This is a genomic window from Sphingomonas sp. CFBP 8760 (assembly GCF_014841615.1).
In the GTDB taxonomy this organism is placed as follows: domain Bacteria; phylum Pseudomonadota; class Alphaproteobacteria; order Sphingomonadales; family Sphingomonadaceae; genus Sphingomonas.
The window spans coordinates 274,850-301,512 of record NZ_JACYUG010000004.1 but is presented as its reverse complement, the minus strand read 5'-3'; the positions used below and the strand labels follow the sequence as shown (position 1 = coordinate 301,512).

Sequence of the window (26,663 nt, the reverse complement as noted above, 5' to 3'; positions counted from 1 at the left end):
GACCCCGCCCGCGTTCCTACATGCACGAACGAATGGATCTTCCCGCGCCCCTTGCCGCATGGTTCGCGACGCGCGGCTGGGCACCGCGCCGGCATCAACTGGCGATGCTGGCGGAGGGCCGCGCCGGGCATCATGCGCTGCTGGTCGCCACCACCGGCGCGGGCAAGACGCTGGCGGGATTCCTGCCGACGCTGACCGAACTGATCGAGTCGCCGGTCGAGGGGCTGCACACGCTCTACGTCTCGCCGCTGAAGGCGCTGGCGGTCGATATCCAGCGCAACCTGATCGGCCCGGTCGAGGAGATGGGGCTGGATATCCGGGTGGAGACGCGGACCGGTGACACCCCCTCCGACCGCAAGGCGCGGCAGCGGGTGAAGCCGCCGCACATCCTGCTGACCACCCCCGAATCGCTGTCGCTGCTGCTGTCCTATCCCGATGCCGCGACGATGTTCGCCGGCCTGCGCACGATCGTGATCGACGAGGTCCATGCGTTTGCCACCGGCAAGCGCGGCGACCTGCTGGCGCTGTCGATGGCGCGGTTGCAGCGGTTGTCGCCGACCCTGCGCCGCGTCGCGCTGTCGGCGACGGTGGCGGACCCCGACGGCTATCGCGCCTGGCTGGCGCCGGACGGCGACATCGATACCGTCAGTCTGGTGATCGGCGAGGCGGGGGCCGATCCGGTGATCGAGATATTGCTGCCCGAGGACCGGGTGCCGTGGGCGGGCCATTCCGGCCGCTATGCCGCGCAGCAGGTGATGCGCGAGATCGAGGCGCATCGCACCACCATCGTCTTCTGCAACACCCGCAGCCTCGCCGAACTGATCTTTCAGGATTTGTGGAAGGCGAATGACAAGGGGCTGCCGATCGGCGTCCATCACGGCAGCCTGTCGCTGGAGGCGCGGCGCAAGGTGGAAGGCGCAATGGCGGACGGCCGGCTGCGCGCGCTTGTCGCCACCGCCAGCCTCGATCTGGGGGTCGACTGGGGCGATGTCGACTGCGTGATCCAGATGGGCGCGCCCAAGGGATCGTCGCGGCTGCTGCAACGGATCGGCCGCGCCAACCACCGGCTGGACGAGGCGTCGCAGGCGATCCTCGTGCCCGGCAACCGCTTCGAATATCTGGAGGCGCGCGCCGCGCTGGATGCGGTGGAGGCGGGCGAACTGGACCCGGACCTGTTCCGCCCCGGCGCGCTCGACGTGCTGGCGCAGCATGTGATGGCGTGCGCCTGCGCCGCGCCGTTCCGGCCGGCCGCGTTGCTGGACGAAATCCGCTCCGCCCTGCCCTATTCGGCGCTGACCGACGAGGTGTTCGACCGCGTGCTCGGCTTCATCCGCGACGGCGGCTATTCCCTGCGCGCCTATGACCGGTTCCGCCGGCTGGTGGAGGAGCCGGACGGGACATGGCGGGTCGCGCATCCCAAGTTCGTCGCGCAGCACCGGCTGAACGCCGGCATCATCGTCGAATCGACCATGCTCACCGTCCGTTTCCGCAACGGCCGCAATCTGGGCAAGGTGGAGGAGGGGTTCGCCGCCACGCTGTCGCACGGCGACACCTTCTTCTTCGCCGGCCTGAGCCTGGAAGTGGAGAAGATCGATACCGAGGACCTGATCGTCCGCGCCACCAGCCGCCCCGCCCGCGTGCCCAGCTACGGCGGCAGCCGGATGCCGCTGTCGACCAGCCTCGCCGACCGGGTCCGCGATTTCCTGTCGAGTTCGGCGGAATGGGGGCGCTTCCCCGCCGACGTGCGCGAATGGCTGGAAATCCACGAGCGTCGCTCCGTCCTGCCGAAACCAGGCCAGTTGCTGGTCGAAACCTTCCCGCGCGAGGGGCGGTATTACATGGTCGCCTACGGGTTCGAGGGGTGGAACGCGCACCAGTCGCTCGGCATGCTGCTGACCCGGCGGATGGAGATGCAGGGGCTGCGACCACTGGGGTTCGTCGCCAACGACTATGCGATCGCGTGTTTCGGACTGGAACCGATCACCGATCCCGCCGCGCTGTTCTCCGCCGATATCCTCGAACATGAATTCGTCGAATGGGTGCAGCAGTCGCACCTGCTGAAACGTGCGTTCCGCGAGGTGGCGGTGATCGGCGGTCTCGTCGACCGCCAGCATCCCGGCAAGCGCAAGACCGGGCGGCAAGTCACCTTTTCCACCGACCTGATCTACGACGTGTTGCGCAAATACGAACCGACCCACCTGCTGTTGCAGGCGGCGTGGGACGATGCCCGCGCGCGGATGACCGATGTCGGGCGGCTGGCGCATCTGCTCGACCGGGCGGGCGGCACGATGCTGCACGTCGCGCTCGACCGGGTGTCGCCGCTGGCGGTGCCCGTGCTGGTCCTGATCGGGCGCGAGCGGGTGTCGACCCATGCCAGCGACGATGCGCTGCTGGTCGAGGCGGAGGTGCTCGCGGCCGAGGCGATGCGGGTGGATTGAGGGCCGCGATGACCCGACCTCCCCCGTCCGATCCGGCCGGCGCCCGGCTGGCCACGCGGCTGGCGTTTCTGGTCGCGGGCTTCGTGATGGCATGCTGGGCGCCGCTGGTGCCGTTCGCCAAGGCACGCGCGGGCATCGACGACGCGACGCTCGGCCTGTTGCTGCTCAGCCTGGGCATCGGTTCGGTGGTGGCGATGCCGGTCACCGGCGCGCTGGCGGCACGGCGGGGCAGCCGGCCGATGATCCTGGGCGGCGGCACCCTGCTGGCGCTGCTGTTGCCGGCGCTGGCGGTCGCGGACGGCACGGCGACGCTGGCGATCGCGCTGCTCGGATTCGGGGCGGCGCTGGGCACGATCGACGTGGCGATGAACGTCCACGCGGTCGAGGTGGAACGGCGCGCCGGCCGGCCGCTGATGTCGGGATTCCATGCGCTGTTCAGCATCGGCGGCTTCGCCGGCGCGGGCGGGATGACCGCGCTGCTGGCGGCCGGGCTGTCGCCCTTGGCCGGCACGATCGTCGCCACCGGGGTGGCGCTGACCGCACTGGCGGTCGCCGCGCCCCGCCTGCTGGCGGCACGGGGCGATCCGACCCCGCTCGCATGGCCGCGCGGCGTCGTGCTGCTGCTCGCCCTGCTCGCCGCGACGACCTTTCTGGTCGAGGGCGCGATCCTCGACTGGGGGGCGCTGCTCGTCACCGGCATGGGCCTCGTCGGGCTGGCGCAGGGCGGGCTCGGCTACATGATCTTTTCGGTCGCGATGACGGTGGGGCGGCTGGCGGGGGACCGGGCGGTGCGCCGGCTGGGCACGGCCTGCATCCTGTTCGGCGGCGGGATCGTCACCGCGGCGGGGTTCGCGCTGCTGCTCGCGGGGCCGTCGACGATCGCGATGGCGGGGTTCGCGCTGGTCGGCCTCGGCGCGTCGAACATCGTGCCGGTGCTGTTCAGCGCCGCCGGGCGGCAACGGACGATGCCGCCCCCGATCGCCATCGCCGCCGTCACCACCCTCGGTTATGCCGGCATCCTCGCCGGCCCGGCGGGGATCGGGCTGGCGGCGCAGCGGATCGGCCTGCCGGGCGCGTTCTGGACACTGGCCGGCCTGATGATCCTCGTCTCGCTGGCGGCACGGCGCGTGGCACGGGCCTGACCCGCCCGTGCCGACAGCCCGGCGTCAGGCCGGTTGGCCCCGCCGCGCAAAGCTGTGCCGGCGGCCATAGGCGACGTAGAAGACCAGCCCGATCGCGTTCCAGATGCAGAACCGGAACAGCGTCGTCCCCGGCAGGCTGTAGAGCAGGTACAGGCACCCCAGGATCGCCAGCGTGCCGACCACATAAGGCGCCGGGCAACGGAACAGCCGCCGGGCATCGGGGGCGGTGCGGCGCAGGACCATCAGGCACGCGCCCACCGCGATGAACGCGATCAGCGTGCCGGCATTGGCCAGTTCGGCGATCTCGTCGAGCCGGAAGAAACCCGCCACCGCCGCGATCGAGATGCCGGTCAGCACCGTGATCCGGGTCGGTGCGCCGGTCCGCTTGCTGACGGTCGCCAGTTGCTGCGGCAACAGGCCGTCGCGCGCCATCACGAAGAAGATGCGGCTCTGCCCGTACATCATCACGAGGATGACCGACGGCAGCGCGACCACCGCAGCCAGCGCGATCAGATACGCCGCCTTGGGCTGGTTCAGCGACCGCAGCACCAGCGCCAGCGGCTCGGGCGAATTGGCCAGCTGCTGGAACGGCACCGCGCCGATCGCCGCCACCGCGACCGCCATGTAGATCACCGTGCACACCAGCATCGATCCGACGATCCCGATCGTCAGGTCGCGGCCGGGCCGCTTGGCCTCCTCCGCCGAGGTCGCCACCGCATCGAAGCCATAAAAGGCGAAGAACACGATCGCCGCCGCCGCCATCACCCCGCGCTTGGTGCCGCCCTGCTCCACGCTGGCGAAGCCATAGGGCATGAAGGGGTGGAGGTTGTCCGCATTGAACGCCGGCATCGCGAAGACGACGAAGACGGTCAGCGCCACCAGTTTGATGATGACCAGCACGATGTTCAGCGTCGCGCTTTCGCGCGTGCCCGCCACCAGCATCCCCATCACCGCCAGCGCGACCAGCACCGCGGGCAGGTTGATGATCCCGCCCGCGTGCGGCCCCACCAGCAGCGCCTGCGGCAGAACGATGCCGGCCGCCTGTATCCATCCGACCAGATAGCCCGACCAGCCGACCGCTACCGTCGAGCAGGCCAGCGAATATTCCAGGATCAGGCTCCACCCCACCACCCAGGCGATCGCCTCGCCCAGCGCGGTGTAGGTGAAGGTATAGGCACTGCCGGCGGCCGGAATCATCGTCGCCAGCTCGGCATAGGCCAGCGCGGCGCAGGCGCACACCGCCCCCGCGATCGCGAAGGCCAGGATCACCGCCGGTCCTGCCCGCTCCGCCCCGACCCCGGTCAGCGTATAGATGCCCGTCCCCACGATCGCGCCCACCCCCAGGGCGATCAGGTGCGGCCAGCCCAGCGTCTTGGCCAGCGTCTGGCCCGGCGGCGCATGTGCCCCCAGTTGCTTGCGCGGTCCGATGATCGACATGTCCTGTCCCCTGTTGTTGCGTGTCCCGCGCGCTGCGGCGCAGCGGGCATAGCCGCTATGTCTGCCGCATTCGACGCCGATAGCAATCGCCGCCGCCGTTTTCGCCCGCGGCCGATGGGGCCGGATCGGCCATCCCGCCCCGTCATCCGCCCCCGCTGCCGCAACCGGCTTGCCAGCGACGGCCCTTCGGGTGATGGCCGCAACCGATAGCCACGACGGGAGCCCGACGATGCGAATGCTGAGCCTGACCGCCGCGGGCGGCGCGATCGCCCTTGCCGCCGCGGTCCTTGCCGCCGGGCCGGAGGATGCATCCGGTGCCGCCCCGACCACGGGCGGCACCGCGAAGATCGGGGTCAACGTGGCGCCGGTGAACTACTGGCAGAACGAGCCGACTTTCGCCAATCAGGCGATGAGCGTCGGCTGGCTCGACAGCTGGAAACAGATCCCCGACGATCGGGTGCGGCCCGACGGGATGCCGAAATCGGTGGAGCCGGGACATACGCTGAACGCGATCCTGATCCCCCCCGCGTCCGTCTACACCGGCGGCACGACCGCGACGCGCTGCACGTGGAAGGGCACCGGGTCGCTGGGCGCGGGCGGCGAGCTGGCGTCGGCGCCGTTCGCCGGCGATCACCGGCTCGATTTCTCGTGGAAAGCGGGCAAGCCGTCCCGCGTCTGGCTGGAACTGCGATCGTCGAGCGCGGCCGATCCGGTCCGCGATCTCGACTGCCGGCTGCGCACCGACGCGCCCGACGCGGTCTTCACGCCGCAGCTGATCGACTATCTGAAGCCCTTCGGCGTGCTGCGCTTCCTCGACTGGTCGAGCGCCAACGGCAATCCCGCCGCCGTGATCTGGGCGACGCGCGGCCAGCCCCGCGGCATATCGGTCGGCGGCAGCGACGGGATCGCGCTGGAATACCAGATCGGGCTGACCAATGCCGTGGGCGCCAGCCCGTGGTTCACCGTACCGCTGAACGCCGACGCCGATTACCAGCAGCGCATGGCGCAGATGGTTCACGATCAGGTGCCCGCCGGCCGGCCGGTCTATGTCGAACTGTCGAACGAGGTGTGGAACTACCAGTTCGGGCAGGCGCATCAGTCGCAGAAGGAAGGCGTGGCGGCGAACCTGTCCGAAAACGCGTTCCAGGCCGCGCAATATCGCTATGCGCAGCGGATCATCGACCTGATGGCGGTGTGGTCGAAGGTCTATGCGGATCGCCCGCGCGACCTGGTTCGCGTCGTCGCGACGCAGGCGGGCAATCCGTGGGTGGGCGAAATCCTGATGGACTGGAACGGCGGCAAGCTGCGCGGCAGCGTGGATGCCATCGCCATCGCACCCTATTTCTCGATCGATCTGGCGACCGGCGGCACCGAGACGGGACCGCAGGTCGACCGGATGGCGACGGCGGCGCATTCGATCATCGCCAAGGAGGCAGCCGCCTATGCCGCCCTCGCCAAGCGCACTGGCAAGCGCCTGATCGCGTATGAAGGCGGCCAGCACCTCGTCGATCCGGAACGGGTCGATCTGGTCAAGGCGATCAACCGCGATCCGCGCATGGCGGCGATCTATGCCGATTACCTGAAGGAATGGGGCGCGGTCAGCGGCGGCGATGTGTTCGCGCTCTATGCCGCGACCGGTCCGATCACCCGCTATGGCGCGTGGGGCCTGCGGGAATATGCCGGTCAGCCGCTCGACGAGACGCCCAAGCTGCGCGGGGTGATCGCGGCCCGCGGCGGCAGATAGGCAGGTCCCCCGGCCCCATGCGGCGGCCATTGCCGATCGCGCATCATCGTCCTAGTCGGGGGCGATGAACGGCAGGAATCCTGACGCAGCGATGCACCCGCGCGAATTCGTCGCCTTCGTCGCGGCGCTGATGGCGGTCAACGCGCTGGGGGTGGACCTGATGCTGCCCGCGCTGGCGGATATCGGCCACCAGTTGAACATCGCCACCGCCAATCACCGGCAGTGGATCATCACCGCCTATATGCTCGGCTTCGGGGCGGGGCAGTTGGTCTATGGGCCGCTGGCCGACCGGTTCGGGCGGCGGCCGATCCTGTTCGCCACGCTGGCGGGGTTCGTCGCAGCCAGTATCTTCGCGGCGGGATCGCAGACCTTCGGCGCGCTGCTCGGCGCGCGGGTGCTGCAGGGGCTGATGTCGGCATCCACCCGCGTGCTGGCGGTGGCGATCGTGCGCGACCGCTTCGCCGGGCGGCAGATGGCGCGGACGCTGTCGGTGGCGCAGATGATCTTCTTCCTCGTGCCCATCCTGGCGCCGGGACTGGGGCAGTTGCTGCTCGGCATCGGGCCGTGGCGGTTCATCTTCTACGCGCTGGCGGGGTTCGCCGCGTTCGTACTGGTGTGGGCGGCGACGCGGCTGGACGAGACGCTGCCGGTCGAGCGCCGGTCGCCGTTGTCGTTCGCGTCGCTGGGCCGGGCGTACCGGCTGACGCTGACCAACCGGTTCTCGGCGGGGTACGCCTTGGCGGCGGCGCTGACGTTCGGCGGGATCATCGCCTTCGTCTCGTCGGCGCAGCAGATCTTCGTCGACGAATTCGGCGCGGGCGAGCGGTTCACGCTGCTGTTCGCGCTCTGCGCCTTTTCGATGGGGTGCGCATCGTTCGCCAACAGCCGGCTGGTCGAACGGCTCGGCACCCGCCTGATCTCGCAGGCCGCGGTGCTGGGGCTGATCGCGCTGTCGGTGGTGCATCTGGGGGTGATCGGCAGCGGGCACGAGACGCTGGTCACCTACATGATCTTCCAGGCGCTCAGCATGACCTGCATCGGGCTGTGCGGATCGAATTTCGGGGCGATGGCGATGGAACCGGTCGGGCATATCGCGGGTACCGCCTCGTCGATCCAGGGCTTCATCACCAGCGTCGGCGCGGTCGCGGTGGGGTCGCTGATCGGGCAGTCGTATGACGGCACGACCTGGCCGCTGGCGATCGGCTATCTGTGCATCGGCCTCGCCGTGCTGGCGGTGGTGCTGGTGGTCGAGGATGGCCGCCTGTTCCGCCCCCTTCACGCCGCCTGAGGCACGGACGACCGGCATGGCGGACAAGAGCTGGGGCGCATCGCCTTCGCCCCCCTTCAGGATCAGGAGCAACGACAGCCCGGCCGACCGGGCGGCGGCCCGCGCCACCGCGCGCGAGGCGCGGGGCGGTGACCGCGACGCCGCGATGGCCGCCCGGATGGAGGAACGCGCCGCCCGCCGCGAGGAGGAAACGAAAGCCCGCGAGGCCGCGCGAGAACAGCGCCGGCTGGACGAGGAACGGCAGGCCGCCGCCGATCCGCATGGTGCCGCCGCCCGCCGTCATCGCGGATCGGGCCGCAAGGACGTGGTGCGCGAGCAGCGCGATACGCGTGGCTACACGACGGTGGTGGATGCCGACCGGATCCGCGCGCTGGCTAAGCGCGGTGCCTCGATCACCGGTCTTGCCGGCGCGTTCGGGGTGCCGGTGGAGACGATCGAGGCGGTGCTGCGCGAGGGGGATCGGGATTGACGATGCAGCGAGGCAATCCGGCATCCGGATCGCCTCGCTACACGCGCGATAACGAAAGGTACCGGTGGTCAGTCGACCCCTTGCTTGCGCGCGCCGACGATCATGCGGCGGGCGATCTCCCGTACTCCCTTGTCATCCTTGGTCCCGTCGGTGGCGGGATCGCCGAGATGGTCGAGGCTGGCCTCCATGAAATCGAGCAGCCCCGGATGGCGCGCCTCGACATATTCCATCAGCTTGAACAGCAGGTGCTCACTGGCGATCTCGCGCTGGCGGGCCTGAACGGCGGTATCGTCGGTCATCATCGTCTCCATGGGTCGGTCGGTGGGATCGGTCGTGGGCCGGCAGGTCAGAGCATCGGCATCCCGCCCGTCACCGGGATCAGCGCGCCGGTGATGTAGCTGCCCTCGTCCGACGCGAGCAGGACATAGGCGGGGGCGAGTTCGGCGGGCTGGCCGGCGCGGCCGAGCGGGGTGTTGCTGCCCAGCGTCTCCAGTTCGTCCGACGGTTTCGCGATCGGCTGGATCGGCGTCCATACCGGCCCCGGCGCGACGCAATTGACGCGGATGCCCTGCGGCGCGAGCAGGTTGGACAGGCCGATCGTCAGGCTGGCGATCGCGCCCTTGGTCGTCGAATAGACGATCATGTTCTCGGTCGCGACCTTGGCCTGCACGCTGGTGGAGTTCACGATCGATCCGCCCGGCTTCATGTGCGGCACCGCCGCCTTGGCCAGCCGCACCATCGCATAGACGTTCGCGGCGAACGCGCCCTGCATCTCGTCGTCGTCGATATCGGCGAGGTCCTCGTTGATCGTCTGCGCGGCGGCGTTGTTGACGAGGATGTCGATGCCGCCGAGTTCGGCCACCGTCCGCTCTACCAGCGCGGCGCAGTGGTCGCGGTCGCGGATGTCGCCGGGCAACTGGATGCAGCGGCGGCCCGCCTTCTCCACCCAGTCGCGGGTCTCGTCGGCATCGGCCTGTTCCTCGGCGAGGTACGAGATCGCGACATCCGCGCCCTCGCGGGCATAGGCGATCGCCACCGCGCGGCCGATCCCCGAATCGCCGCCGGTGACCAGTGCCGCCCTGCCGGCAAGCAGGCCCTTGCCGACATAGCTGTCCTCGCCATGATCGGGCTTGGTCCGCATCGTGGTTTCCAGGCCGGGGCGGGGCTGTTGCGGTTCATCCGGGAATCTGGTCGGCTGGCTGGTGCGGGGATCGCGCATGGGTTTCCTGTCTGTCGTTGTCAGCCGCATCAACGACTTGGGCACAGGATCGCTCCGGCAGCGCGGCGGAGACGGCTAGGCACCGTCCACCGTGTGATCTACCATCGCAGCATCCGGCCATGCCCGCCGGATGGAGGCCCCATGGCAGACGACCGCAACCCCCAACGCTCGTTCGACGTGAAGCTGAGCCTGATCCTGATGGTGATCGTCGCGATCTGCTTCCTCGGCTACCGCGTCAGCCATGGCGGGCCGCGGCCGGACGAGGTGCCCTGTGCGCCCGGTCAGGCCAGACTGACCGACTGCAACGAGGCGATGGCGGCGGACGAAGCGGGCAACGAGAAAAAGGGCCGCGAACGCGAACTGGAAGGTTCTCCCGTCAAATAACGGCGAGCGGTGCTGGGAATGGTCCGGATGATCGCGATTCCGGCTACCGGATCGTAACAATTCACGTCCATATTGCATTGCAGCATCATGAGGGATGGCAATGACGGATATGCTGGCGACATTCTGGTACGAGGCGGGAGCGGGTATCCTGTTGGTCGGGATGCTGGCGCTGGTCGGGCTGGTCCGGGTCGGCCGGCGCCTCTGATCCCGTAGCGCCCGTCGCCACGACGATGGTGCGGAACGGCGACTGATGCGTTGGGCGTATCCACCCAGGAGAGTGACATGCCCGACCCGACCGATCCCCACCCCCATTCCGGACATACCGGCCCCGACGGATTCGGCGACCTGCCGATCCAGCCCACGGGTTCCGGCGTCGCCGACCTGGAAATCGCCTATGAGCAGATGCGGCTGGGCGAGGACGACGATCGTCCGGTCGATCCCGATGTGGCGATCCCGACCGAAGATACTGCCGACGCCGCCGACAGCGCCGCGCACCCGAGCTGAACCATGGCGGAGATCGTCATCAGCCCCAGCGGCCCCGGCGCGATCGAGGCGGGCCTCATGATCGACGAGACGGGAACCCGGTTCGTGGTCCTGACCTTCAAGGAACCGGAGGGGGACCCGGTGATCGTCACCTTCACCATCCCGATCTTTCAGGGACTGGCCGCCCATCTGGGCACCGTCGCCGAGGCGGCGCTGGACGAGGCCAATTGGCAGGTGACACGGTAACGTCGTGTTCGTTCACGACGCCGTCATCGCAGGCGCAGGCGGGACGACATCGGCCTGACCCGTCTTGGGCCTGACCCCTGCCGTCGTTGCGAGCGTAGCGAAGCAGCGACGGCAGGGTAGGCTTCACGTCATCATATCCGGATCATATGCTGACGGGACGATCCGGGGGGACGCTGGTGCGACACCTCGGATCGTCCCGCGAGCGGCGGATCAGCCGATCTGCTTGTCCTGCGCGCCGCTGTCCGGGCGGGCGGGGCCGAGGATCGGTTCCTCGCCCAGCGGCTTGTTCTGGAACACCGTGAACTCGCCGCGTCCGTCGATCGAGGGGCCGCTCGTCCAGCGGCCGTCCGGCACCGACCCGTCCACCGCCGTCGCGTAGAAGTTATAGTTGTTCGCCTGATCCTCCTCGCCCTGCGGGAAGGAATTGGGGATGGGCAGGTTGGCGGACGGGCCGCCCAGTTCCTCCAGCACCGCCAGCCATTGCTGCTGGTGCATCGTGTCGCGCGCGATCATGTAGTGGAGCATCTTCTTCATGCCCTCGTCCTCGGCGGCGTTGAACAGCCGCACCGCCAGCACGCGGCCGGTACTTTCCGCCGCGACGTTGCAGTACATGTCGGCGGATACGTTGCCGCTGGCATAGATGTGGCTCATGTTGAACGGCACGCCGTCCGAATCCATCGGCATCGCCGCAAGGCCGCCCGACAGCAGATTCTTGTGGATCATGCCCTCGATCGCGTGCCGGCCATTGCCGCCACCCATCACTGCCCCGACGATACCGTCGGCCGCGCCCTCTTCCTGCAACGAGGCGGGCGCCTTGTCGAGATTGAGCGCGACCGCGGTCGCCAGCATCTCGATATGGCCGATCTCTTCGGTCGCGGTGTGGAGCAGCATGTCGCGATATTTCGTCGTCGGCGCGCGATTGCCCCATGCCTGGAAGAAATACTGCATGCAGACGCGGATTTCACCCTCGACCCCGCCGATCGCCTGCTGCAGCATCCGGGCGAATTCCGGATTGGGCTTGTCGACGGTGACCGGATACTGGAGCCGCTTGTCATGATAGTACATTGGATTCTCCGCCTCGGTGGTTCGATGACAGGACGGGAAACTCGTGAATTGCCGCAAAGTCGTTGCCGATCCGGTCCAAGAAAGGCTTTTTTACAGTAACTTAGATCAAACGGACGTCGAGCCATGACCGCACCGACACTCACCACCGCCCGACTGATCCTGACCCCGCCCGTGACCCGGGATCACGCCGACATGGTGTCGCTATGGGCCGATCCGGCGGTGTACGAGGCGATCGTCGGCCGCATCTTCACGCCCGAGGAGGTGTGGCACCGGTTGCTGCGCTACATCGGTCATTGGCAGCAATGCGGCTATGGACACTGGACCGTGCGCGAGGCGGGCAGCGGCGGGTATCTGGGCGAGGTCGGGATCATGGAGTCGCGACGGGCGACGGTACCGGACTTCACCGGGACGCCGGAGGTCGGCTGGGCGTTTCTCGGTCGGGCGCACGGCCATGGCTATGCGGCGGAGGCGCTGGCGGCGCTGTTCGGCTGGGCCGATACACGGATAGCGCGCACCGTGTGCATCATCGATCCCGCCAATACCGCGTCGCTGCGGTTGGCGGCACGGGTCGGATACACCATCTATGCCGAGGGCAGCTATCGCGACCGCCCTACCCGTTTCCTGGAACGCATCGCGGGGCTCGCGTCCCATGCGGTCGAGGCGAAAGGGAAACACTTACCGAAGTCGCTGCATCGGCCCCTTTGCGTGGGTCGCGGAGTTCGAGTCGAATGTCCTGGTGGGAAAAGATCGCGCTGGTCGTCGGCATGGTCGTGTTCATGGAATGCTTCGCCTGGGCGGCGCATAAATACGTCATGCACGGCTGGGGCTGGGGCTGGCACCGGTCGCATCACGAGCCGCACGACGGCTGGTTCGAGAAGAACGACCTGTACGCGATCGTCTTCGCGATCGTGCCGATCGTGATGTTCGTCGTCGGGCTATGGTGGGAACCGCTGTGGTGGATGGCGCTGGGCATCACCGTCTATGGCGGCATCTACGCCTTCGTCCACGATCTGCTGGTCCATCAGCGCGGCGGGTTCCGCTGGGTACCCAAGCGCGGCTATTTCAAGCGACTGCTCCAGGCGCACCGGCTGCATCACGCGGTAGAGGGCAAGGACGGCACCGTCAGCCACGGCTTCCTGTTCGCGCGCAGCCCCGCCGCGCTGAAGGCACAGTTGCGCGGGCGGATCGATCCGCGCCGGGCGGCCCCGGCTACCCCGGTCACGCAAACGGCGCCCGATCGGTGAACGCCGCCCGCCAGACCCGGATCGGCCTGACGCTGGCGGGTGCGATCGTCGCCGCATGGCTGGCGATCCATGTCACCGGCATCTTCTTCTGGCAGTGGAGTCTCGCGACGCTGCCGGTCGCGATCGTGATGATCGGCGTGCAGACGTGGCTCAGCACCGGGCTGTTCATCGTCGCGCACGATGCGATGCACGGCGCGCTCGCCCCCGGCCGGCCACGGCTGAACCGGGCGGTGGGTGCCTTCTGCCTCGCGCTCTATGCCGGGCTATCCTATGCGACATTGCTGCCACGCCATCACGACCATCATCGCCATGCCGGCACCAGCCTGCTCGATCCCGACTATCACGGCGGCGACCCGCGGCTGGTCGCGTGGTTCGGGCAGTTCTTCCGGACCTATTATTCGCATGGCCAGATCGTGCGCATCACGCTGGCTGCGCTGGTCTATACGCTGGTGCTGGGTGCGCCGCTGGCCAACATCGTGATCTTCTGGGCGGTGCCGGCGCTGGGCGCGGTGGCGCAGCTGTTCGTGTTCGGCACCTGGCTGCCGCACCGCGACGGCGACACGCCCTTTCCCGACCGGCACCGCGCGCGCAGCACCGTCGCGTCGCCGCTGGTATCGCTGCTGACGTGTTTCCATTTCGGGGGCTATCATCACGAACATCACCTCCATCCCGGCACGCCGTGGTGGGGCCTGCCCGCGCGGCGCCGGGCGATCGCCGAGCGGCAGGAGAAACCGGCATGATTCTCGCCATCACCCTGTCCGCTCTGGCGATGACGGCGATCGTTGGCGTGCGATACCTGATCGTCTCGGGCGCGTTCGCGTTCGCCACCCGCCGCCGGCATCCCGGCCTCTATACCGGGCTGGACCCCCAGATGCGGCGCGAGATCGTCTGGAGCCTCGCCTCTGCCGCGATCTACGGCATTCCGGCCGGGATCGTCGCATGGGGATGGCAACATCACGGCTGGACGCAGGTGTACGAGAATATCGGCGACCGCCCCCTGTGGTGGGCGCCGGTATCGGTGCTGCTGTACCTGCTGCTCCACGATACCTGGTTCTACTGGACGCATCGCTGGATGCACCGGCCCGAACCGTTCCGCATCGCCCATGCCCTGCACCATGCCAGCCGGCCGCCGACGGCGTGGGCGGCGATGGCGTTCCACCCGATCGAAGCGCTGACCGGCGCTGTGGTAATTCCGCTACTGGTATTCGTGATTCCGATCCCCGTCGCCGGCCTTGCATTGGTGTTAACCATCATGACGGTTATGGGAGTGACCAACCACATGGGGTGGGAGATTTTCCCGCGGTTCATGTGGCGCGGTGCATTGGGTGGATGGCTGATTACCGCCAGCCATCATCAACGTCATCACGAACTTTACGGGTGCAATTATGGCCTTTACTTCCGTCACTGGGATCGCCTGTGCGGCACCGACCGGGGCATCGGCGATTTCGCCCGCGATCATGCCCGCGCGGCGAAGCGCGCGCTGGCTGCTGCTCCTGCCGCTGGCGGCGGTGTTGACGGGCGGGGCGGTACCGGTCGCCCGGCTTGACGTCTCGGTCGCGAAGATCCGGTCGGACAAGGGGCTGCTGCGGGTCTGCCTGACCGCCGATCCCGACAATTTCCCCGGCTGCGTCGACGATGTCCGCGCCGTCACCCGCTCGGTGCCGGCCGGCACGCGCACGGTGTCGTTCGCGGGATTGCCGCGTGGCGGTTATGCCGTGGCGGTGATCCATGACGAGAACAGCAACAACCGGCTGGACACCTTCGCCGGCATCCCGCGCGAGGGGTTCGGCTTCTCGCGCAATCCGGCGATCCGGTTCGGACCGCCGCGCTTCGCCGCCGCCCGCTTCATGCTCGACAGTGATGCCGAAGCGCAACAGGTGCAGATGCGTTACATCTTCTGACCCCGTCCACCGCGGACCTAATACCACCGGCCCGCGTTACGCGGCCGTAATCTTCCAGGAGTTCGCGTCTTGCGCATCGTCATTCTTCCCCTGACCGTCGCGGCGGCAGCGGTCGCTTTCGCGACCCCCGCCCTCGCCCAGGACGCTGCTCCGTCTGCGGTTCCCACCGGGATCGAGGAACAAATGGCCGGTGACTCGATCACGGTCGGTGTCGCTGCTGCCTATATCACCGACTATGAAGGCTCGAATGATTATCGCTTCACGCCGGCACCCGGCGTGCTGGCGACGATCAAGGGCTATACCTTCACGCTGCTCGGCAACCGTGCCTCGGTCGACCTGATCCGCGACAATCCGGGTCCGACTTGGGACCTGCAGGCGGGGCCGATCGGATTGGTCAACTTCAACCGCAACAGCAACAAGAGCATCGACGACCGCCGTATCCGCGCACTCGGCGAACTGGACACCGCGATCGAACTCGGCGGCTTCGTCGGCATCGGCAAGACCGGGGTCATCACCAGCCCCTACGACAAGCTGTCGGTATCGCTCAGCTATCGCCACGATGTCACGAACACGCACGACAGCGCGATCTGGCAGCCGACGGTGAACTACTTCACCCCGCTCAGCCGCAAGGCGGCGGTCGGCCTGTTCGCCTCGGCGGAACGGGCCGGGCGCGGCTATGCCCGCACCTATTTTTCGGTCGACGGTGCGCAAAGCCTCGCCAGCGGCCTGCCCGTCTACAATGCGCGCGACGGGTGGAAGAACTGGTCGCTGGGCGTGATCGGCACCTATGCGCTGACCGGCGACCTGCTGAAGGGGTGGAAGGCGATCGGCGGCGTAGTCTATCGCGGGATGATGAACGACTTCAAGGACAGCCCCGTGACATCCATCGCCGGATCGAAGAGCCAGTGGGCCACCGCGCTGGGGGTCGGCTACACCTTCTGATCCCTTTTCCCCTTTCCGTATCGGCTGAATACGGATCGTGAATAAATTCCAAACGCCGGTGCGTCTTTAGAAGATGGGCCGGCGTTTCTGCGTCCGGTGTCTGGCCGGAAGTATCGGCGGGCACCGCGTAGGAAGAGGATTGCCTGCCGTCGCCATCGGTGCCGGCTTTTCAGCTCAGGGGATCACCAGATGACCGACAGCGTGCAACTGATAGACGCACTCGACCGACGCGTGGAACGCCGGGACGAACGACGCGAATTCTTCAAGGCGGCGTTCGGCATGGGCGCACTGGCCGTCGGCGGTGCCGCGACGCTCGGCTTCGCCAAACGGGCCGATGCGCAGACCGCGACGATCACCGATCCCGACATTCTGAACTTCGCGTTGCAACTCGAATATCTCGAAGCGCAATTCTATCTATATGCCACCACCGGCCAGGGGCTTGCCGCCAACCTGCTGACCGGCACCGGTACGCAGGGACAGGTCGTCACCGGCACCGGCGCCAATATGGCTCGTGCGGTGAATTTCGGCGGTGATACCGTCGTGCAGGCCTATGCCCGTGAAATCGCTGCCGACGAACTGGCGCACGTCACCTTCCTGCGCAGCGCCGGCGCGCTGGGCAGCGCCGCCGTCGCACAGCCGACGATCAACATCTCGGGTGGGCTCGACGGTCCGTTCACCGCCGCCGCCCGCGCCGCGGGCGTGATCCCGGCCGGCAACACGACGACGCCGTTCGACCCCTATGCCGATGCCAACAGCTTCCTGCTGGGTGCCTATATCTTCGAGGATGTCGGCGTCACCGCGTACAAGGGCGCATCGCCGCTCATCACCAACAAGACGTTCCTGCAGGCCGCCGCCGGCATCCTGGCGGTCGAGGCGTATCATGCCGCGATCGTCCGCACGACGCTCTACGCACGCGGCGTCGCCACCCCGGCGCTTCGCATCAATGCCGATCTCATCTCGAATGCACGCGACTCGCTGGACGGCGCGACGCGCGATCTCGATCAGGGCATCTCGCCGACCACGGTCAGCGGCGCGCCGGTATCGAACATCGTACCTCTGGACTCGGACGGCCTCGCGTTCAGCCGCACCCCCAGCCAGGTGCTGAACATCGTCTATCTCAATGCGGCAGCGGCCACGATGGGCGGCTTCTTCCCGAACGGTCTGAACGGCGCGCTGCGGGCCAGCGTCACCGCGTCCTGATCCGTCGTAAGCCCTCGCATCCAAAATTTTCCTCAGGAGAGGACCTGTCATGACCGAAGAACGCTTCATTCTGGACGTGATCGAAGAAGCCAATGCCAAGCGCCGCGTCGAACGACGCCGCTTCATGCGGGCCGCGGGCGGTGCGGCCATCGCTGCCGGCGGCCTGTCGCTGCTGGCCGCGTGCGACGATGACGACGACGATGCCCCGACCCCTGTCCCCACCGCGGCGCCGACCACCGGCGTCTCCGAGGCGGACGTGCTCAATTTCGCATTGCAGCTCGAATATCTCGAAGCCAATTTCTACAGCTACGCCGCGTTCGGCACGCCGATCAACGCCGCGCTGACCGCCGGCATCGGCACGCAGGGCAGCGTGCAATTGCCGTCCACCGAGGCCGGTCGTCCCCGTCCGGTGCAGTTCCAGGACCAGGTGATCGCGCAATATGCCCGCGAGATCGCCTATGACGAGATCGCGCACGTCACCTTCCTGCGCCGTCAGCTCGGCGCCGCCGCCGCCGCGCAGCCCACGATCAACATTTCGGGCGACGCTACCGGCTCGTTCACGGCCGCCGCCCGTGCCTCCAACGTCGTCGGCAACACCGCTACCTTCGATCCGTACCTGAACGAGAACAACTTCCTGCTGGGCGCGTACCTGTTCGAGGATGTCGGGGTCACCGCCTATATGGGCGGCGTCCAGTTGCTCAGCACGCCGGCCTTCATCGAGGCGGCGGCGGGTATCCACGCGGCGGAGGCCTATCATGCCGGCCTCGTCCGCACCGTCCTGTATGCGCGGGGGGTCAGCACCCAGTCGCTCATCACGGCGGCAGGACAGATTTCGGCAGCGCGCGACACGCTGGACGGCACCATCAACTCGGGGCTGCTCGATCAGCGCGGGTCGCGCGATCAGGGCCTCACCCTCACCAATGCGGCTGGCGTCACGTCCGCCAATCTGGTGCCGACCGACGCCAACGGCATCGCCTTCGTCCGCTCGCCCAGCCAGGTGCTCAATATCGTGTACCTGAACGGCGCGGCGGGGACGAGCAGCGGCGGCTTCTTCCCGGCCGGCGTCAACGGTGCGGTGCGCACCACCGTCGCCAACACCTGATCCACCGATCCGGTCCGCTTGCCCCCCCTCCGCGGGCCGGTAAAGGGGTCGCGCCACACGGCGCGGCCCCTTTTCGTTTGTGTGTGTCACCGCACCCACCTATGATCCGGTCATTCCCCGGGGGAGCGCTCATGCGCGCTTGAGAGGCAGTCAGCAGGCTGCGACCCGCCGAACCTGATCCGGTTGATACCGGCGGAGGGAGGGAGCGGCTTTCGCCAGAAATCCGTGCCCGTTCTCCGATATTTGGAGAGACGCGACATGGCAGATATCCCCGCCCGTACCGAGATCGGCGTCACCACCGGCGCGATCCGTGGATCGAAGAAGATCCATGTCGGCCCGCTGAACGTCGCGATGCGCGAGATTTCGCTCGATCCGTCGTGCGGCGAGCCGCCCCTGCGCGTCTACGACACCTCCGGCCCCTATACCGACAACAACGCGCGCATCGACATCATGGCCGGCCTGCCGCAACTGCGCCGCCAGTGGATCGAAGGGCGCGGCGACGTCGAATCCTACGACGCGCGCGAACTCCGGCCCGAGGATAACGGCCAGCTCGGCCCCGACCGGTCGGGCGGCGTCCCGCAATTCCCCCGCGTCATCAAGCGGCCGTTGCGCGCCAAGGCCGGCGCCAATGTCAGCCAGATGCACTATGCCCGGCGCGGCATCATCACGCCCGAGATGGAATATGTCGCGACCCGCGAGAATCTGGGGCGCGAGATGCTGCGCGATTACGTCCGCGACGGCGAAAGCTTCGGCGCGGAAATCCCCGATTACGTCACCCCGGAATTCGTCCGGAACGAGATCGCGCGCGGCCGCGCGATCATCCCCAACAACGTCAACCACCCTGAATCCGAACCGATGGCGATCGGCCGCAACTTCCTGGTCAAAATCAACGCCAATATCGGCAATTCCGCGGTCGCCAGCAACGTGGCGAGCGAGGTCGACAAGCTGGTCTGGTCGATCCGCTGGGGTGCGGACACGGTCATGGACCTGTCCACCGGTCGCAACATCCACGACACCCGCGAATGGATCATCCGCAACTCGCCCGTGCCGATCGGCACCGTGCCGATCTATCAGGCGCTGGAAAAGGTCGGCGGCATCGCCGAGGAGCTGACGTGGGAAATCTTCCGCGACACGCTGATCGAACAGGCCGAACAGGGCGTCGACTACTTCACGATCCACGCCGGCGTCCGTCTGCCCTATGTGCCGATGACCGCGAAGCGCGTGACCGGCATCGTGTCGCGCGGCGGCAGCATCATGGCGAAATGGTGCCTGTCGCATCACAAGGAATCCTTCCTCTACGAACGCTTCGACGAGATCACCGAGATCATGAAGGCGTATGACATCGCCTATTCGCTCGGCGACGGCCTGCGCCCCGGATCGATCGCGGACGCCAATGACGAGGCGCAGTTCGCCGAACTCTACACGCTGGGCGAACTCACCCATCGCGCATGGAAAAGCGACGTGCAGGTGATGATCGAAGGCCCCGGCCATGTGCCGATGCACAAGATCAAGGAGAACATGACCAAGCAGCTGGAGGTGTGCGGCGAGGCGCCCTTCTACACGCTCGGGCCGCTCACCACCGACATCGCGCCCGGCTACGACCACATCACCAGCGGCATCGGTGCGGCGATGATCGGCTGGTTCGGCTGCGCGATGCTCTGCTACGTTACGCCCAAGGAACATCTGGGCCTGCCCGATCGCGACGACGTGAAGGTCGGCGTGGTGACCTACAAGCTCGCCGCCCACGCCGCCGACCTCGCCAAGGGCCATCCCGCGGCCAAGATGCGCGACGACGCCCTGTCCCGCGCCCGCTTCGAGTTCCGCTGGCGCGACCAGTTCAACCTGTCGCTCGACCCCGACACGGCGGAATCGTACCACGACCAGACGCTGCCGGCCGAAGGCGCCAAGACCGCGCATTTCTGCTCGATGTGCGGCCCCAAATTCTGCTCGATGAAGATCACGCAGGAAGTCCGCGACTTCGCGGCCAAACAGAACGCGCCGGTCGAGACGTTCGTCGCCGCCGAAGACGCCGAAGCCGGTATGGCCGCCATGAGCGAACGCTTCCGGGAAAAGGGCAGCGAGGTCTATCTGCCGGCAGCGGAGTGACGATCAGCCGGGGGGATATATCTCCCCGGCTGATCCCATATTCCAGTATCTGTTACGCGTAGCGGATCAGCTTCCACGTCACAGCCGCACCGCCATAAGGCGGCATTCGGTTTCCCTTTGCGATCGGGGCAGTCGTGGAAGGCGTCGATTGCGCCTGCCAAACGCCCGATTCAGGGCAGGTTTCACCGGTCCGTGCGGTGGTGCCGATCGGCTTGCGGGTTGCGGTTGTCATTGTCATGCCCTTTCGTCGCCAACCCCGTAGGCATCGCCGGGTTTGACTTGGAAAAAACGACCCACTAAATCACGTGCGCTTGCTAAGAGCACGAGGTGGGATGCCTGCCTTACATCAGGGCTGCCGATTGCCGTCGGCGGCCCTGATTTCGTTCTGCCGTCGGTTGCCTGAAAAGTAATTTGGCAACTGGCAGCGAGATCGTCCCCGCAGATGCGGGGGAACCGCCCCTGCTTAAACATGCATCAGGCCATAAGGGGGCCTATCCCCACACATGCGGGGTCAATGAACCCTGATGCAGGCACCATTAACCATATCAAATTTGCTACGTCGACCCGCTGATGCATGAGTCCATAAGGGTTACTGTTTTTTGCGTTCCGGCTTCGCGACTATGGCGAGCGCTGCTCAACGAGCATTTCTGGGTTAATAAACGTGATGTTTTACCCGACCATTGCAGTGAGACAAAGCGCAGGTTTAAGTTCGTAATGCTGTCGCCGCCGTCTAGCGCGCTAAAAATCATAGCTCATTTTGGCCGCTCCTGCGGCCGGACATCCTCACGGCTCAGACCATATGTGTGCCGCACAAGCCCGTCCGCTGCGTTCATTGTGTCGGGGCTACTACCGTGTCGCCCCATGCTGCCAGCCATTAAGACTGTCAGAAGGTCAGGTACATGGACGTGGAAACACTCCGCTTCCCGGCCCCACTAGAGCGGGATGATATTGGTCTAACCCGATCCGTCATTGCGAGCGTAGCGAAGCAATCCAGCGCCGGACCAGGACGCCCTGGATTGCTTCGCTCCGCTCGCAACGACGAACATCCGGTTCAACCCGATGCCATCCGGCTCCAAGCCGACCCGGCAGGTGCGTCGTGCAGCGACTATCGGTCCGGCCTGAGGCAATCAGGCCGGCACCGGCGTCCGCGCGATCCGTGTCAGGCCGCCCAGGAATTCAGCGGTGCAACGGCTCCAGTCGAACCGCCGCCCCGATGCCGCCACCCCGTCCCGGTCCAGCGCCAGCGCGCCACGCACCGCCGTGACCAGATCATGGTCCAGCACCCCGGCCCCCGGTTCGATCACGTCGAGCGGGCCGGGCACGGGAAAGGCGGCGACCGGCGTACCACTGGCCACCGCCTCCGCCATCACCAGCCCGAACGTATCGGTCAGGCTCGGGAACACCAGCACGTCGGCGGTGCGATACGCCGCCGCCAGCCGTTCGCCGTGCAATGCCCCCATGAACCGGGCCGCCGGATAACGGTCGCGCAGGCCCGCCAGCGCCGGTCCCTCGCCCACCACCAGCTTGCTGCCCGGCAGGTCGGCGGTGAGGAACGCCTCGATATTCTTTTCCGGTGCCACCCGCCCGACATGCAGCATTACCGGGCCGGGCAGATCCTGCGCCTCGATCAGGCGCGGGCCATCCGGCCGGAACAGCGCACGGTCGACGCCGCGCCCCCAGCGGTGCAGCCGGGTCAGCCCCCGGCCGTGCAGTTCGGTGGCCAGCGTCGGCGTCGCGACGAACACCCGGTCCGCCGCCGCATGGAATCGGCGCAGCGTCGCCCAGAAGATGCCCGCCGGCAGCCCCGTCCGTACCGCTAGATAGTCGGGGAACCGCGTATGGAACGACGTGGTGAAGGGCAGGCCGGCGCGCATGCACCAGCGCCGCGCCGCCCAGCCCAGCGGACCCTCGGTCGCGATATGGATCGCATCGGGCGCGAAGCCCGCCAGCCGCCGCCCGACCTCCCGACCACTGCCCAGCGCCAGCCGGATTTCGGGATAGCTGGGGCAGGCAACCGTCCGGAACCCGTCCGGCGTGATCGTCTCGACCTCATGCCCCAGTTGGCACAGTTCGGCGACGGTGGTGGTCAAGGTGCGGACCACGCCGTTGACCTGCGGTTGCCAGGCGTCGCTGACCAGGGCGATCCTCATCCCGCCACCCCGTCGACCGCGACCAGCCGGGGCTTGGCCGCGCGGGCACGATCGTCCCGCGCCTCGCGTTCGACCCGTTCGGCCCAGTCGACGATCGACAGCGTGCCGGCCCCATCCTCGATCAGCGCGGTGCAGCTCTCCACCCAGTCGCCGTCGTTGTAATAGGTGATGTCGCCGATCTGGCGGATTTCCGCGGAATGGATATGCCCACACACCACGCCGTCGACGCCGCGCTCGGCCGCCGCATGGGCGACCACTTCCTCGAAGCGCGAGATGAACTGGACCGCGTTCTTCACGCGCTTCTTCATGTGCGCGGCGAGCGACCAATAAGGCAGGCCGCACAGGCGGCGCAGCCGGTTCACCCAGCCGTTGCTCTTCAGCAGGAGCGTGTAGGCGCCGTCCCCCAGGAACGCGATCCACTTGTGGTACAGCACGACATTGTCGAACTGGTCGCCATGGATCACCAGCAGGCGTCGCCCGTCCGCCGTCACATGCACGTCGTCGGCGAGCAGTTCGATGCCGCCGAATTCCAGCCCGACATAATCGCGGAAATGTTCGTCGTGGTTGCCGGGGATGTAGATCACGCGGGTGCCGTGCTTCGCCATCTTCAGCACCGCGCGGACGACGTCGTTGTGCGCCTGCGGCCAGTACCAGCCCTTGCGCAGTTGCCAGCCGTCGACGATGTCGCCGACCAGATACAGCGTCTCGCATTCGTGGCGCTTGAGGAAATCGAGCAGCAGCCCGGCATTGGACCCTGCCGTGCCCAGATGCGCGTCGGAGATGAAGATGGTGCGATAGCGGGTCCGGCGCGCGCCCTGCCCGCCGCCGTCTCCGTCATCATCGCCGTCGCGAAGCCAGTCGGGCAACATCGGCGGCAGGCGACGGCCGCCTTGGGGTGGGTTACCCGGTGGGGTCGCAGATCGCGCAGTCACCGGTCGCGCCGACAGTGAAGCCATGAGGTTTCCTCCTCTGATCGGACGGCGATCACCCTCCCCGCCACGCGCCGTATCTACACCGCGATCAAGTCAATAGCGTGCAAGGCGCGTGACAACTTGGTTGCATTATTATGCGATGACGACGAACCGTCATCGGAACGTCCCGAAACTGCCATCGGATGCTGCGAATGCTGGACCGGTCGATGATCGGGAGCCGGACGCGGATGGCAACACGGATGACCACGGGCGGCGTCGCCCGCGCCTATGACCGGTGGGCCCCGGTCTACGATCTGGTGTTCGGCCCGGTGTTCCGCCGCGGCCGGGCCGATGCGATCCGCGCGGCGGAACGGATCGGCGGCCGTATCCTGGAGGTCGGGGTCGGCACCGGTATCTCGCTGCCCCAATATTCGGGGGCGAACCGGATCGTCGGCGTCGACCTGTCGGATGCGATGCTCGACAAGGCGCGCGCGCGGGTCCGCCTGCACGGTCTCGACCATGTCGAGGCGATCGCGGTCGGCGATGCGGCGGCGCTCGATTTCCCGGCGGACAGTTTCGACGTGGTGGTCGCGCAATATGTCGTCACCGCCTGCCCCGACCCCGAACGCGCGCTGGACGAATTCGTGCGGGTCTGCCGCCCCGGTGGCGAGATCGTCATCACCACTCGCGTCGGCGCCGCCACGGGACTTCGCGGCTCGATCGAGCGCACGCTGATGCCCGTCACCAGCCGGCTGGGCTTCCGCACCGAATTTCCGTGGAGCCGCTATGCCGACTGGGCGATGACCCGCACCGACATCGAACTGGTGGAACGCCGGCCGCTGCCGCCGCTCGGCCATTTCTCGCTCGTCCGCTTCGCCAAGCTTCGCCAGTCCGGGGAACAGCCACGATGACCAGCTTCCGCGCGCAACTCGCCGAACAGCGGTGGGACGACCATCGATTCTACCATCACAGCCTGATCAACCAGAGCCTGCATTTCATCAGCGCCTGCACCTTCATCACCGCCTATCTGGTGCTGTGGGTCGACCCGGCGGTCGCCAGCCTGATGGCGTGGGGCGTGGCGATGACCAGTCGTCAGGCCGGGCATTTCTTCTTCGAACCCAAGGCGTTCGACCATGTCAACGGCGTCAGCCACGACCATAAGGAAGAGATCAAGGTCGGCTACAACCTGTTCCGCAAATATGTGCTGATGAGCCTGTGGGCGGCGGTGCCGGTCGTGCTGCTGGTGCAGCCGACGCTGTTCGGCCTGCTGATCCGCCCCGACGGGGTGGAGGCGTATCTGCGGCATGTCGGGATCGGCTGGCTGCTGCTCGGGATCGGCGCGATCGCGTTCCGCACCGTGCACCTGTTCTTCATCCACGATGTCGCGACCGGGCTGGTCTGGGCGACGAAGATCGTCACCGATCCGTTCAGTGACTTCCGCCTCTACAAGGGCGCGCCGCGGCGGTTGCTGAACGGCGAGCGGATGGATCATCCGGACGATGTGGCCGCCGCCTGACCACGCCGCAGGCGGGCGCGCAGCCCCTCCCCCAGCACCGCCCGCCGCAGCGCCTTGTCGGTCAGTCCCGCCGGCGCGTCCCACCAGCCGTCCGCCGCCATCGCCCGCGCGCCCGCGACCACGCGGGCCACGATCTCCACGAACAGCGCATCGTCGATGTCGAGGCTGAAGATCAACCGGCCGGTCCCGACCCAGCTCAATGCCAGCCCCTCCGCCCGGAGATAATATTGCAGCATCCAGTTATACGCCGCCGGCCGGGTGTAGGTCATCGTCCACACCGTCTGCAGATGCGCCACGCGGACGGGCACGCCGGCCCCGGCCAGCGCGTCGTTCATGGCGATGGCCCGTGCCTCCCAGCACGCATCCATATCGCGGTAGAGTCCCTGTATCCCGGGCGTCTCCAGCCGGCGCAGAAAGGCGTTCATCGCCCCCATCACATAGGGATGCGCGTTGAAGGTGCCGCGCGCGAAGCAGATGTCGAGCGGCCGGTCGTCGCGCCAGCGTTTCATCAAGCCTGCGCGCCCCGCCAGCACCCCGACCGGCAGGCCACCGCCCAGCGTCTTGCCATAGGTGACCAGATCGGGCCGGATGCCGAAATATTCCGCTGCCCCGCCCGGTGCCATCCGGAACCCCATGAACACCTCGTCCAGGATCAGCACGGTCCCGCTCGCCCGACATGCTTCGGCCAGCCGGTGCAGCCAGTCGCGATAGGCCGCCGGATCGGCGCCCGCCCACCGGCTGCTGTCGACGAGCTGGCTGTCGGACGGCGCACCGCGATTGGGGTGGAGCGCCTGCAACGGATTGACCAGCACACAGGCGATGTCGCGGCGGCGGCGCAGCACCTCCAGCGTGCGGTCCGACATCTCGGCCAGCGTCAGCGTGCGATCGGCGGAGACGGGATTGCCGATGCCCGGCTGCACCTCCCCCCACCAGCCATGGTACGCACCGGCGAAGCGCACGATCCGGGGGCGGCGGGTATGATAGCGGGCGAGCCGCACCGCCTGCATCACCGCTTCGGTCCCGGACATGTGGAACGATACCTCGTCCATCCCCGACAGCGCGGTCAGGCGGCGGACATTGTCGACGACCACCGGGTGATAGGCGCCCAGCACCGGCCCCAGATCCGCCACCGTCGCCGCGCCCTCCGCCAGCGTCGCCTTGTAGAATTCCTGCCCGAACAGGTTAACGCCGTAGGAGCCGGTCAGGTCGATCAGGCGGTTGCCGTCGAGATCGACGACGACCGGCCCCTCGGACCGTTCGAGGAACGCCCCCGTCCCCAGGTTCGCGCGCACCCGCGCGCTGAACGGGAAGGGTACGCGGTACGCGCCGGTGAATTGCAGGTCGGACAGCCCCGCCCGCGCCTCGCGGGTCAGCGCCAGCGTCTGCGGAAAACGCGCGGCATACAGCGCGCCCAGCCACTCGAACCCCGCCTGTCGCCGCGCGGCCACGGCGGCGTCGGCCCCGTCGATCCGGAAGAACCGGTCGCCATGGTCGAACCCGCCGATCTGCCCCGCCAGCCGCTTGGCGAGGCGGACATGCCCGCTGGCGCCGGGATGCTTGGCCCGCGACAGCGCGAGGCGGCGGCGGCCCTTGGTAAGGGCCAGGGTGCCGGCGGAGACGGCGGCGAGCGCGGCGAGGATCGGGATCATGCCGCCATCAACCCGGTGGAGGTGACG

25 protein-coding genes, 1 pseudogene and 1 riboswitch are annotated in these 26,663 nt (G+C 67.6%); of the genes and pseudogenes, 19 read left to right on the top strand and 7 right to left on the bottom strand.

Annotation, left to right across the window (positions count from 1 at the left end):
- The first annotated feature begins 32 nt into the window (after positions 1 to 32).
- The gene (locus tag IFT82_RS07795; protein WP_192125736.1) at positions 33 to 2,438 is read left to right on the top strand and encodes a ligase-associated DNA damage response DEXH box helicase; all 2,406 of its coding nucleotides are present in this window, start codon (positions 33 to 35) and stop codon (positions 2,436 to 2,438) included.
- An 8-nt stretch (positions 2,439 to 2,446) separates the two neighbouring features.
- Complete coding sequence (locus IFT82_RS07790; RefSeq protein ID WP_192125735.1) at positions 2,447 to 3,580, top strand: MFS transporter; 1,134 nt, start codon at positions 2,447 to 2,449, stop codon at positions 3,578 to 3,580.
- Between the two features lie 24 nt (positions 3,581 to 3,604).
- Here the strand turns inward: IFT82_RS07790 and IFT82_RS07785 are convergent, their stop codons facing one another.
- Positions 3,605 to 5,017 (bottom strand): amino acid permease, encoded by a 1,413-nt coding sequence (locus IFT82_RS07785; protein ID WP_192125734.1) that lies wholly within the window; start codon positions 5,015 to 5,017, stop codon positions 3,605 to 3,607.
- Between the two features lie 229 nt (positions 5,018 to 5,246).
- Between IFT82_RS07785 and IFT82_RS07780 the strand changes: the two genes are divergently transcribed.
- The 3 genes from IFT82_RS07780 to IFT82_RS07770 all read left to right on the top strand — a co-directional run bounded on the left by IFT82_RS07780 (position 5,247) and on the right by IFT82_RS07770 (position 8,518).
- Complete coding sequence (locus IFT82_RS07780) at positions 5,247 to 6,761, top strand: hypothetical protein (protein ID WP_192125733.1); 1,515 nt, start codon at positions 5,247 to 5,249, stop codon at positions 6,759 to 6,761.
- A 91-nt stretch (positions 6,762 to 6,852) separates the two neighbouring features.
- The gene (locus tag IFT82_RS07775) at positions 6,853 to 8,049 is read left to right on the top strand and encodes a multidrug effflux MFS transporter (RefSeq protein ID WP_192125732.1); all 1,197 of its coding nucleotides are present in this window, start codon (positions 6,853 to 6,855) and stop codon (positions 8,047 to 8,049) included.
- Positions 8,015 to 8,518 (top strand): hypothetical protein, encoded by a 504-nt coding sequence (locus tag IFT82_RS07770; RefSeq protein WP_244646588.1) that lies wholly within the window; start codon positions 8,015 to 8,017, stop codon positions 8,516 to 8,518. Before IFT82_RS07775 ends, IFT82_RS07770 begins: the two co-directional genes overlap by 35 nt.
- A gap of 68 nt (positions 8,519 to 8,586) precedes the next feature.
- On the opposite strand, the gene IFT82_RS07765 is transcribed toward IFT82_RS07770, so the two are convergent.
- Both IFT82_RS07765 and IFT82_RS07760 read right to left on the bottom strand, forming a co-directional pair.
- Entirely contained in the window at positions 8,587 to 8,817 is a 231-nt protein-coding gene (locus tag IFT82_RS07765) for a hypothetical protein (RefSeq protein WP_244646587.1), read from the bottom strand.
- Between the two features lie 47 nt (positions 8,818 to 8,864).
- A complete protein-coding gene (locus IFT82_RS07760; RefSeq protein ID WP_192125731.1) occupies positions 8,865 to 9,737 on the bottom strand; it encodes an SDR family oxidoreductase in 873 nt (290 codons plus the stop codon).
- A gap of 141 nt (positions 9,738 to 9,878) precedes the next feature.
- Here IFT82_RS07760 and IFT82_RS07755 point away from each other — a divergent pair, with 141 nt between their 5' ends.
- From IFT82_RS07755 to IFT82_RS07745, 3 genes are all read left to right on the top strand, one after another.
- Positions 9,879 to 10,121: a hypothetical protein gene (locus IFT82_RS07755; protein WP_192125730.1), complete on the top strand. Its 243-nt coding sequence runs from the start codon at positions 9,879 to 9,881 to the stop codon at positions 10,119 to 10,121.
- A 282-nt stretch (positions 10,122 to 10,403) separates the two neighbouring features.
- The gene (locus IFT82_RS07750) at positions 10,404 to 10,625 is read left to right on the top strand and encodes a hypothetical protein (protein ID WP_192125729.1); all 222 of its coding nucleotides are present in this window, start codon (positions 10,404 to 10,406) and stop codon (positions 10,623 to 10,625) included.
- Positions 10,626 to 10,628: 3 nt separating this feature from the next.
- On the top strand, positions 10,629 to 10,850 hold the full coding sequence (locus IFT82_RS07745; protein WP_192125728.1) for a hypothetical protein: 222 nt from the start codon (positions 10,629 to 10,631) through the stop codon (positions 10,848 to 10,850).
- Positions 10,851 to 11,060: 210 nt separating this feature from the next.
- On the opposite strand, the gene IFT82_RS07740 is transcribed toward IFT82_RS07745, so the two are convergent.
- A complete protein-coding gene (locus IFT82_RS07740; RefSeq protein WP_192125727.1) occupies positions 11,061 to 11,915 on the bottom strand; it encodes a manganese catalase family protein in 855 nt (284 codons plus the stop codon).
- Positions 11,916 to 12,038: 123 nt separating this feature from the next.
- Here IFT82_RS07740 and IFT82_RS20800 point away from each other — a divergent pair.
- The 9 genes and pseudogenes from IFT82_RS20800 to thiC form a co-directional block, all read left to right on the top strand.
- Positions 12,039 to 12,482, top strand: a pseudogene (locus IFT82_RS20800) (GNAT family N-acetyltransferase); the annotation flags it as partial.
- Between the two features lie 161 nt (positions 12,483 to 12,643).
- Positions 12,644 to 13,159, top strand: a complete 516-nt coding sequence (locus tag IFT82_RS07730) for a sterol desaturase family protein (protein ID WP_192125726.1) — start codon at positions 12,644 to 12,646, stop codon at positions 13,157 to 13,159.
- Positions 13,156 to 13,899 carry a fatty acid desaturase gene (locus IFT82_RS07725; protein ID WP_342355072.1) on the top strand — a complete coding sequence of 248 codons (744 nt, stop codon included), beginning with the start codon at positions 13,156 to 13,158 and terminating at the stop codon, positions 13,897 to 13,899. Before IFT82_RS07730 ends, IFT82_RS07725 begins: the two co-directional genes overlap by 4 nt.
- Positions 13,896 to 14,705 (top strand): sterol desaturase family protein, encoded by an 810-nt coding sequence (locus tag IFT82_RS07720; RefSeq protein ID WP_192125725.1) that lies wholly within the window; start codon positions 13,896 to 13,898, stop codon positions 14,703 to 14,705. The genes IFT82_RS07725 and IFT82_RS07720 overlap by 4 nt, the downstream gene beginning before the upstream one ends.
- The gene (locus tag IFT82_RS07715) at positions 14,617 to 15,060 is read left to right on the top strand and encodes a DUF2141 domain-containing protein (protein ID WP_192125724.1); all 444 of its coding nucleotides are present in this window, start codon (positions 14,617 to 14,619) and stop codon (positions 15,058 to 15,060) included. The genes IFT82_RS07720 and IFT82_RS07715 overlap by 89 nt, the downstream gene beginning before the upstream one ends.
- A 69-nt stretch (positions 15,061 to 15,129) precedes the next feature.
- Positions 15,130 to 16,002, top strand: coding sequence for a MipA/OmpV family protein (locus tag IFT82_RS07710; RefSeq protein ID WP_244646586.1), 873 nt, complete (start codon positions 15,130 to 15,132; stop codon positions 16,000 to 16,002).
- 189 nt (positions 16,003 to 16,191) lie between these two features.
- A complete protein-coding gene (locus IFT82_RS07705) occupies positions 16,192 to 17,202 on the top strand; it encodes a ferritin-like domain-containing protein (protein ID WP_192125723.1) in 1,011 nt (336 codons plus the stop codon).
- Between the two features lie 49 nt (positions 17,203 to 17,251).
- Entirely contained in the window at positions 17,252 to 18,304 is a 1,053-nt protein-coding gene (locus tag IFT82_RS07700; protein WP_192125722.1) for a ferritin-like domain-containing protein, read from the top strand.
- A 109-nt stretch (positions 18,305 to 18,413) separates the two neighbouring features.
- A riboswitch (TPP riboswitch) is annotated at positions 18,414 to 18,522 on the top strand.
- Between the two features lie 40 nt (positions 18,523 to 18,562).
- A complete protein-coding gene (thiC, locus tag IFT82_RS07695) occupies positions 18,563 to 20,410 on the top strand; it encodes a phosphomethylpyrimidine synthase ThiC (protein WP_192125721.1) in 1,848 nt (615 codons plus the stop codon).
- Positions 20,411 to 21,537: 1,127 nt separating this feature from the next.
- On the opposite strand, the gene IFT82_RS07685 is transcribed toward thiC, so the two are convergent.
- Together IFT82_RS07685 and IFT82_RS07680 are read right to left on the bottom strand one after the other, a co-directional pair.
- Positions 21,538 to 22,560, bottom strand: a complete 1,023-nt coding sequence (locus IFT82_RS07685; protein ID WP_192125719.1) for a glycosyltransferase family 4 protein — start codon at positions 22,558 to 22,560, stop codon at positions 21,538 to 21,540.
- A complete protein-coding gene (locus tag IFT82_RS07680) occupies positions 22,557 to 23,516 on the bottom strand; it encodes a UDP-2,3-diacylglucosamine diphosphatase (RefSeq protein WP_446740948.1) in 960 nt (319 codons plus the stop codon). Before IFT82_RS07680 ends, IFT82_RS07685 begins: the two co-directional genes overlap by 4 nt.
- Before the next feature lie 215 nt (positions 23,517 to 23,731).
- Between IFT82_RS07680 and IFT82_RS07675 the strand changes: the two genes are divergently transcribed.
- Positions 23,732 to 24,382 carry a class I SAM-dependent methyltransferase gene (locus IFT82_RS07675; protein WP_244646585.1) on the top strand — a complete coding sequence of 217 codons (651 nt, stop codon included), beginning with the start codon at positions 23,732 to 23,734 and terminating at the stop codon, positions 24,380 to 24,382.
- Positions 24,379 to 24,987: a hypothetical protein gene (locus tag IFT82_RS07670; RefSeq protein WP_192125717.1), complete on the top strand. Its 609-nt coding sequence runs from the start codon at positions 24,379 to 24,381 to the stop codon at positions 24,985 to 24,987. Before IFT82_RS07675 ends, IFT82_RS07670 begins: the two co-directional genes overlap by 4 nt.
- On the opposite strand, the gene IFT82_RS07665 is transcribed toward IFT82_RS07670, so the two are convergent.
- Positions 24,960 to 26,636 (bottom strand): aminotransferase class III-fold pyridoxal phosphate-dependent enzyme, encoded by a 1,677-nt coding sequence (locus IFT82_RS07665; protein WP_192125716.1) that lies wholly within the window; start codon positions 26,634 to 26,636, stop codon positions 24,960 to 24,962. The two genes, IFT82_RS07670 and IFT82_RS07665, sit on opposite strands and share 28 nt — an antisense overlap.
- Positions 26,637 to 26,663: the final 27 nt, after the last annotated feature.

Bases quoted from the DNA above. Each gene is read 5' to 3' on its own strand.
- IFT82_RS07730 (WP_192125726.1), top strand. From the start codon at position 12,644: ATGTCCTGGTGGGAAAAGATCGCGCTGGTCGTCGGCATGGTCGTGTTC.
- IFT82_RS07770 (WP_244646588.1), top strand. From the start codon at position 8,015: ATGGCCGCCTGTTCCGCCCCCTTCACGCCGCCTGAGGCACGGACGACC.
- thiC (WP_192125721.1), top strand. From the start codon at position 18,563: ATGGCAGATATCCCCGCCCGTACCGAGATCGGCGTCACCACCGGCGCG.
- IFT82_RS07765 (WP_244646587.1), bottom strand. From the start codon at position 8,817: ATGACCGACGATACCGCCGTTCAGGCCCGCCAGCGCGAGATCGCCAGT.
- IFT82_RS07760 (WP_192125731.1), bottom strand. From the start codon at position 9,737: ATGCGCGATCCCCGCACCAGCCAGCCGACCAGATTCCCGGATGAACCG.
- IFT82_RS07790 (WP_192125735.1), top strand. From the start codon at position 2,447: ATGACCCGACCTCCCCCGTCCGATCCGGCCGGCGCCCGGCTGGCCACG.
- IFT82_RS07715 (WP_192125724.1), top strand. From the start codon at position 14,617: ATGCCCGCGCGGCGAAGCGCGCGCTGGCTGCTGCTCCTGCCGCTGGCG.
- IFT82_RS07665 (WP_192125716.1), bottom strand. From the start codon at position 26,636: ATGATCCCGATCCTCGCCGCGCTCGCCGCCGTCTCCGCCGGCACCCTG.
- IFT82_RS07745 (WP_192125728.1), top strand. From the start codon at position 10,629: ATGGCGGAGATCGTCATCAGCCCCAGCGGCCCCGGCGCGATCGAGGCG.
- IFT82_RS07720 (WP_192125725.1), top strand. From the start codon at position 13,896: ATGATTCTCGCCATCACCCTGTCCGCTCTGGCGATGACGGCGATCGTT.
- IFT82_RS07705 (WP_192125723.1), top strand. From the start codon at position 16,192: ATGACCGACAGCGTGCAACTGATAGACGCACTCGACCGACGCGTGGAA.
- IFT82_RS07795 (WP_192125736.1), top strand. From the start codon at position 33: ATGGATCTTCCCGCGCCCCTTGCCGCATGGTTCGCGACGCGCGGCTGG.
- IFT82_RS07680 (WP_446740948.1), bottom strand. From the start codon at position 23,516: ATGGCTTCACTGTCGGCGCGACCGGTGACTGCGCGATCTGCGACCCCA.
- IFT82_RS07670 (WP_192125717.1), top strand. From the start codon at position 24,379: ATGACCAGCTTCCGCGCGCAACTCGCCGAACAGCGGTGGGACGACCAT.
- IFT82_RS07775 (WP_192125732.1), top strand. From the start codon at position 6,853: ATGCACCCGCGCGAATTCGTCGCCTTCGTCGCGGCGCTGATGGCGGTC.
- IFT82_RS07750 (WP_192125729.1), top strand. From the start codon at position 10,404: ATGCCCGACCCGACCGATCCCCACCCCCATTCCGGACATACCGGCCCC.
- IFT82_RS07785 (WP_192125734.1), bottom strand. From the start codon at position 5,017: ATGTCGATCATCGGACCGCGCAAGCAACTGGGGGCACATGCGCCGCCG.
- IFT82_RS07675 (WP_244646585.1), top strand. From the start codon at position 23,732: ATGACCACGGGCGGCGTCGCCCGCGCCTATGACCGGTGGGCCCCGGTC.
- IFT82_RS07700 (WP_192125722.1), top strand. From the start codon at position 17,252: ATGACCGAAGAACGCTTCATTCTGGACGTGATCGAAGAAGCCAATGCC.
- IFT82_RS07755 (WP_192125730.1), top strand. From the start codon at position 9,879: ATGGCAGACGACCGCAACCCCCAACGCTCGTTCGACGTGAAGCTGAGC.
- IFT82_RS07685 (WP_192125719.1), bottom strand. From the start codon at position 22,560: ATGAGGATCGCCCTGGTCAGCGACGCCTGGCAACCGCAGGTCAACGGC.
- IFT82_RS07780 (WP_192125733.1), top strand. From the start codon at position 5,247: ATGCGAATGCTGAGCCTGACCGCCGCGGGCGGCGCGATCGCCCTTGCC.
- IFT82_RS07740 (WP_192125727.1), bottom strand. From the start codon at position 11,915: ATGTACTATCATGACAAGCGGCTCCAGTATCCGGTCACCGTCGACAAG.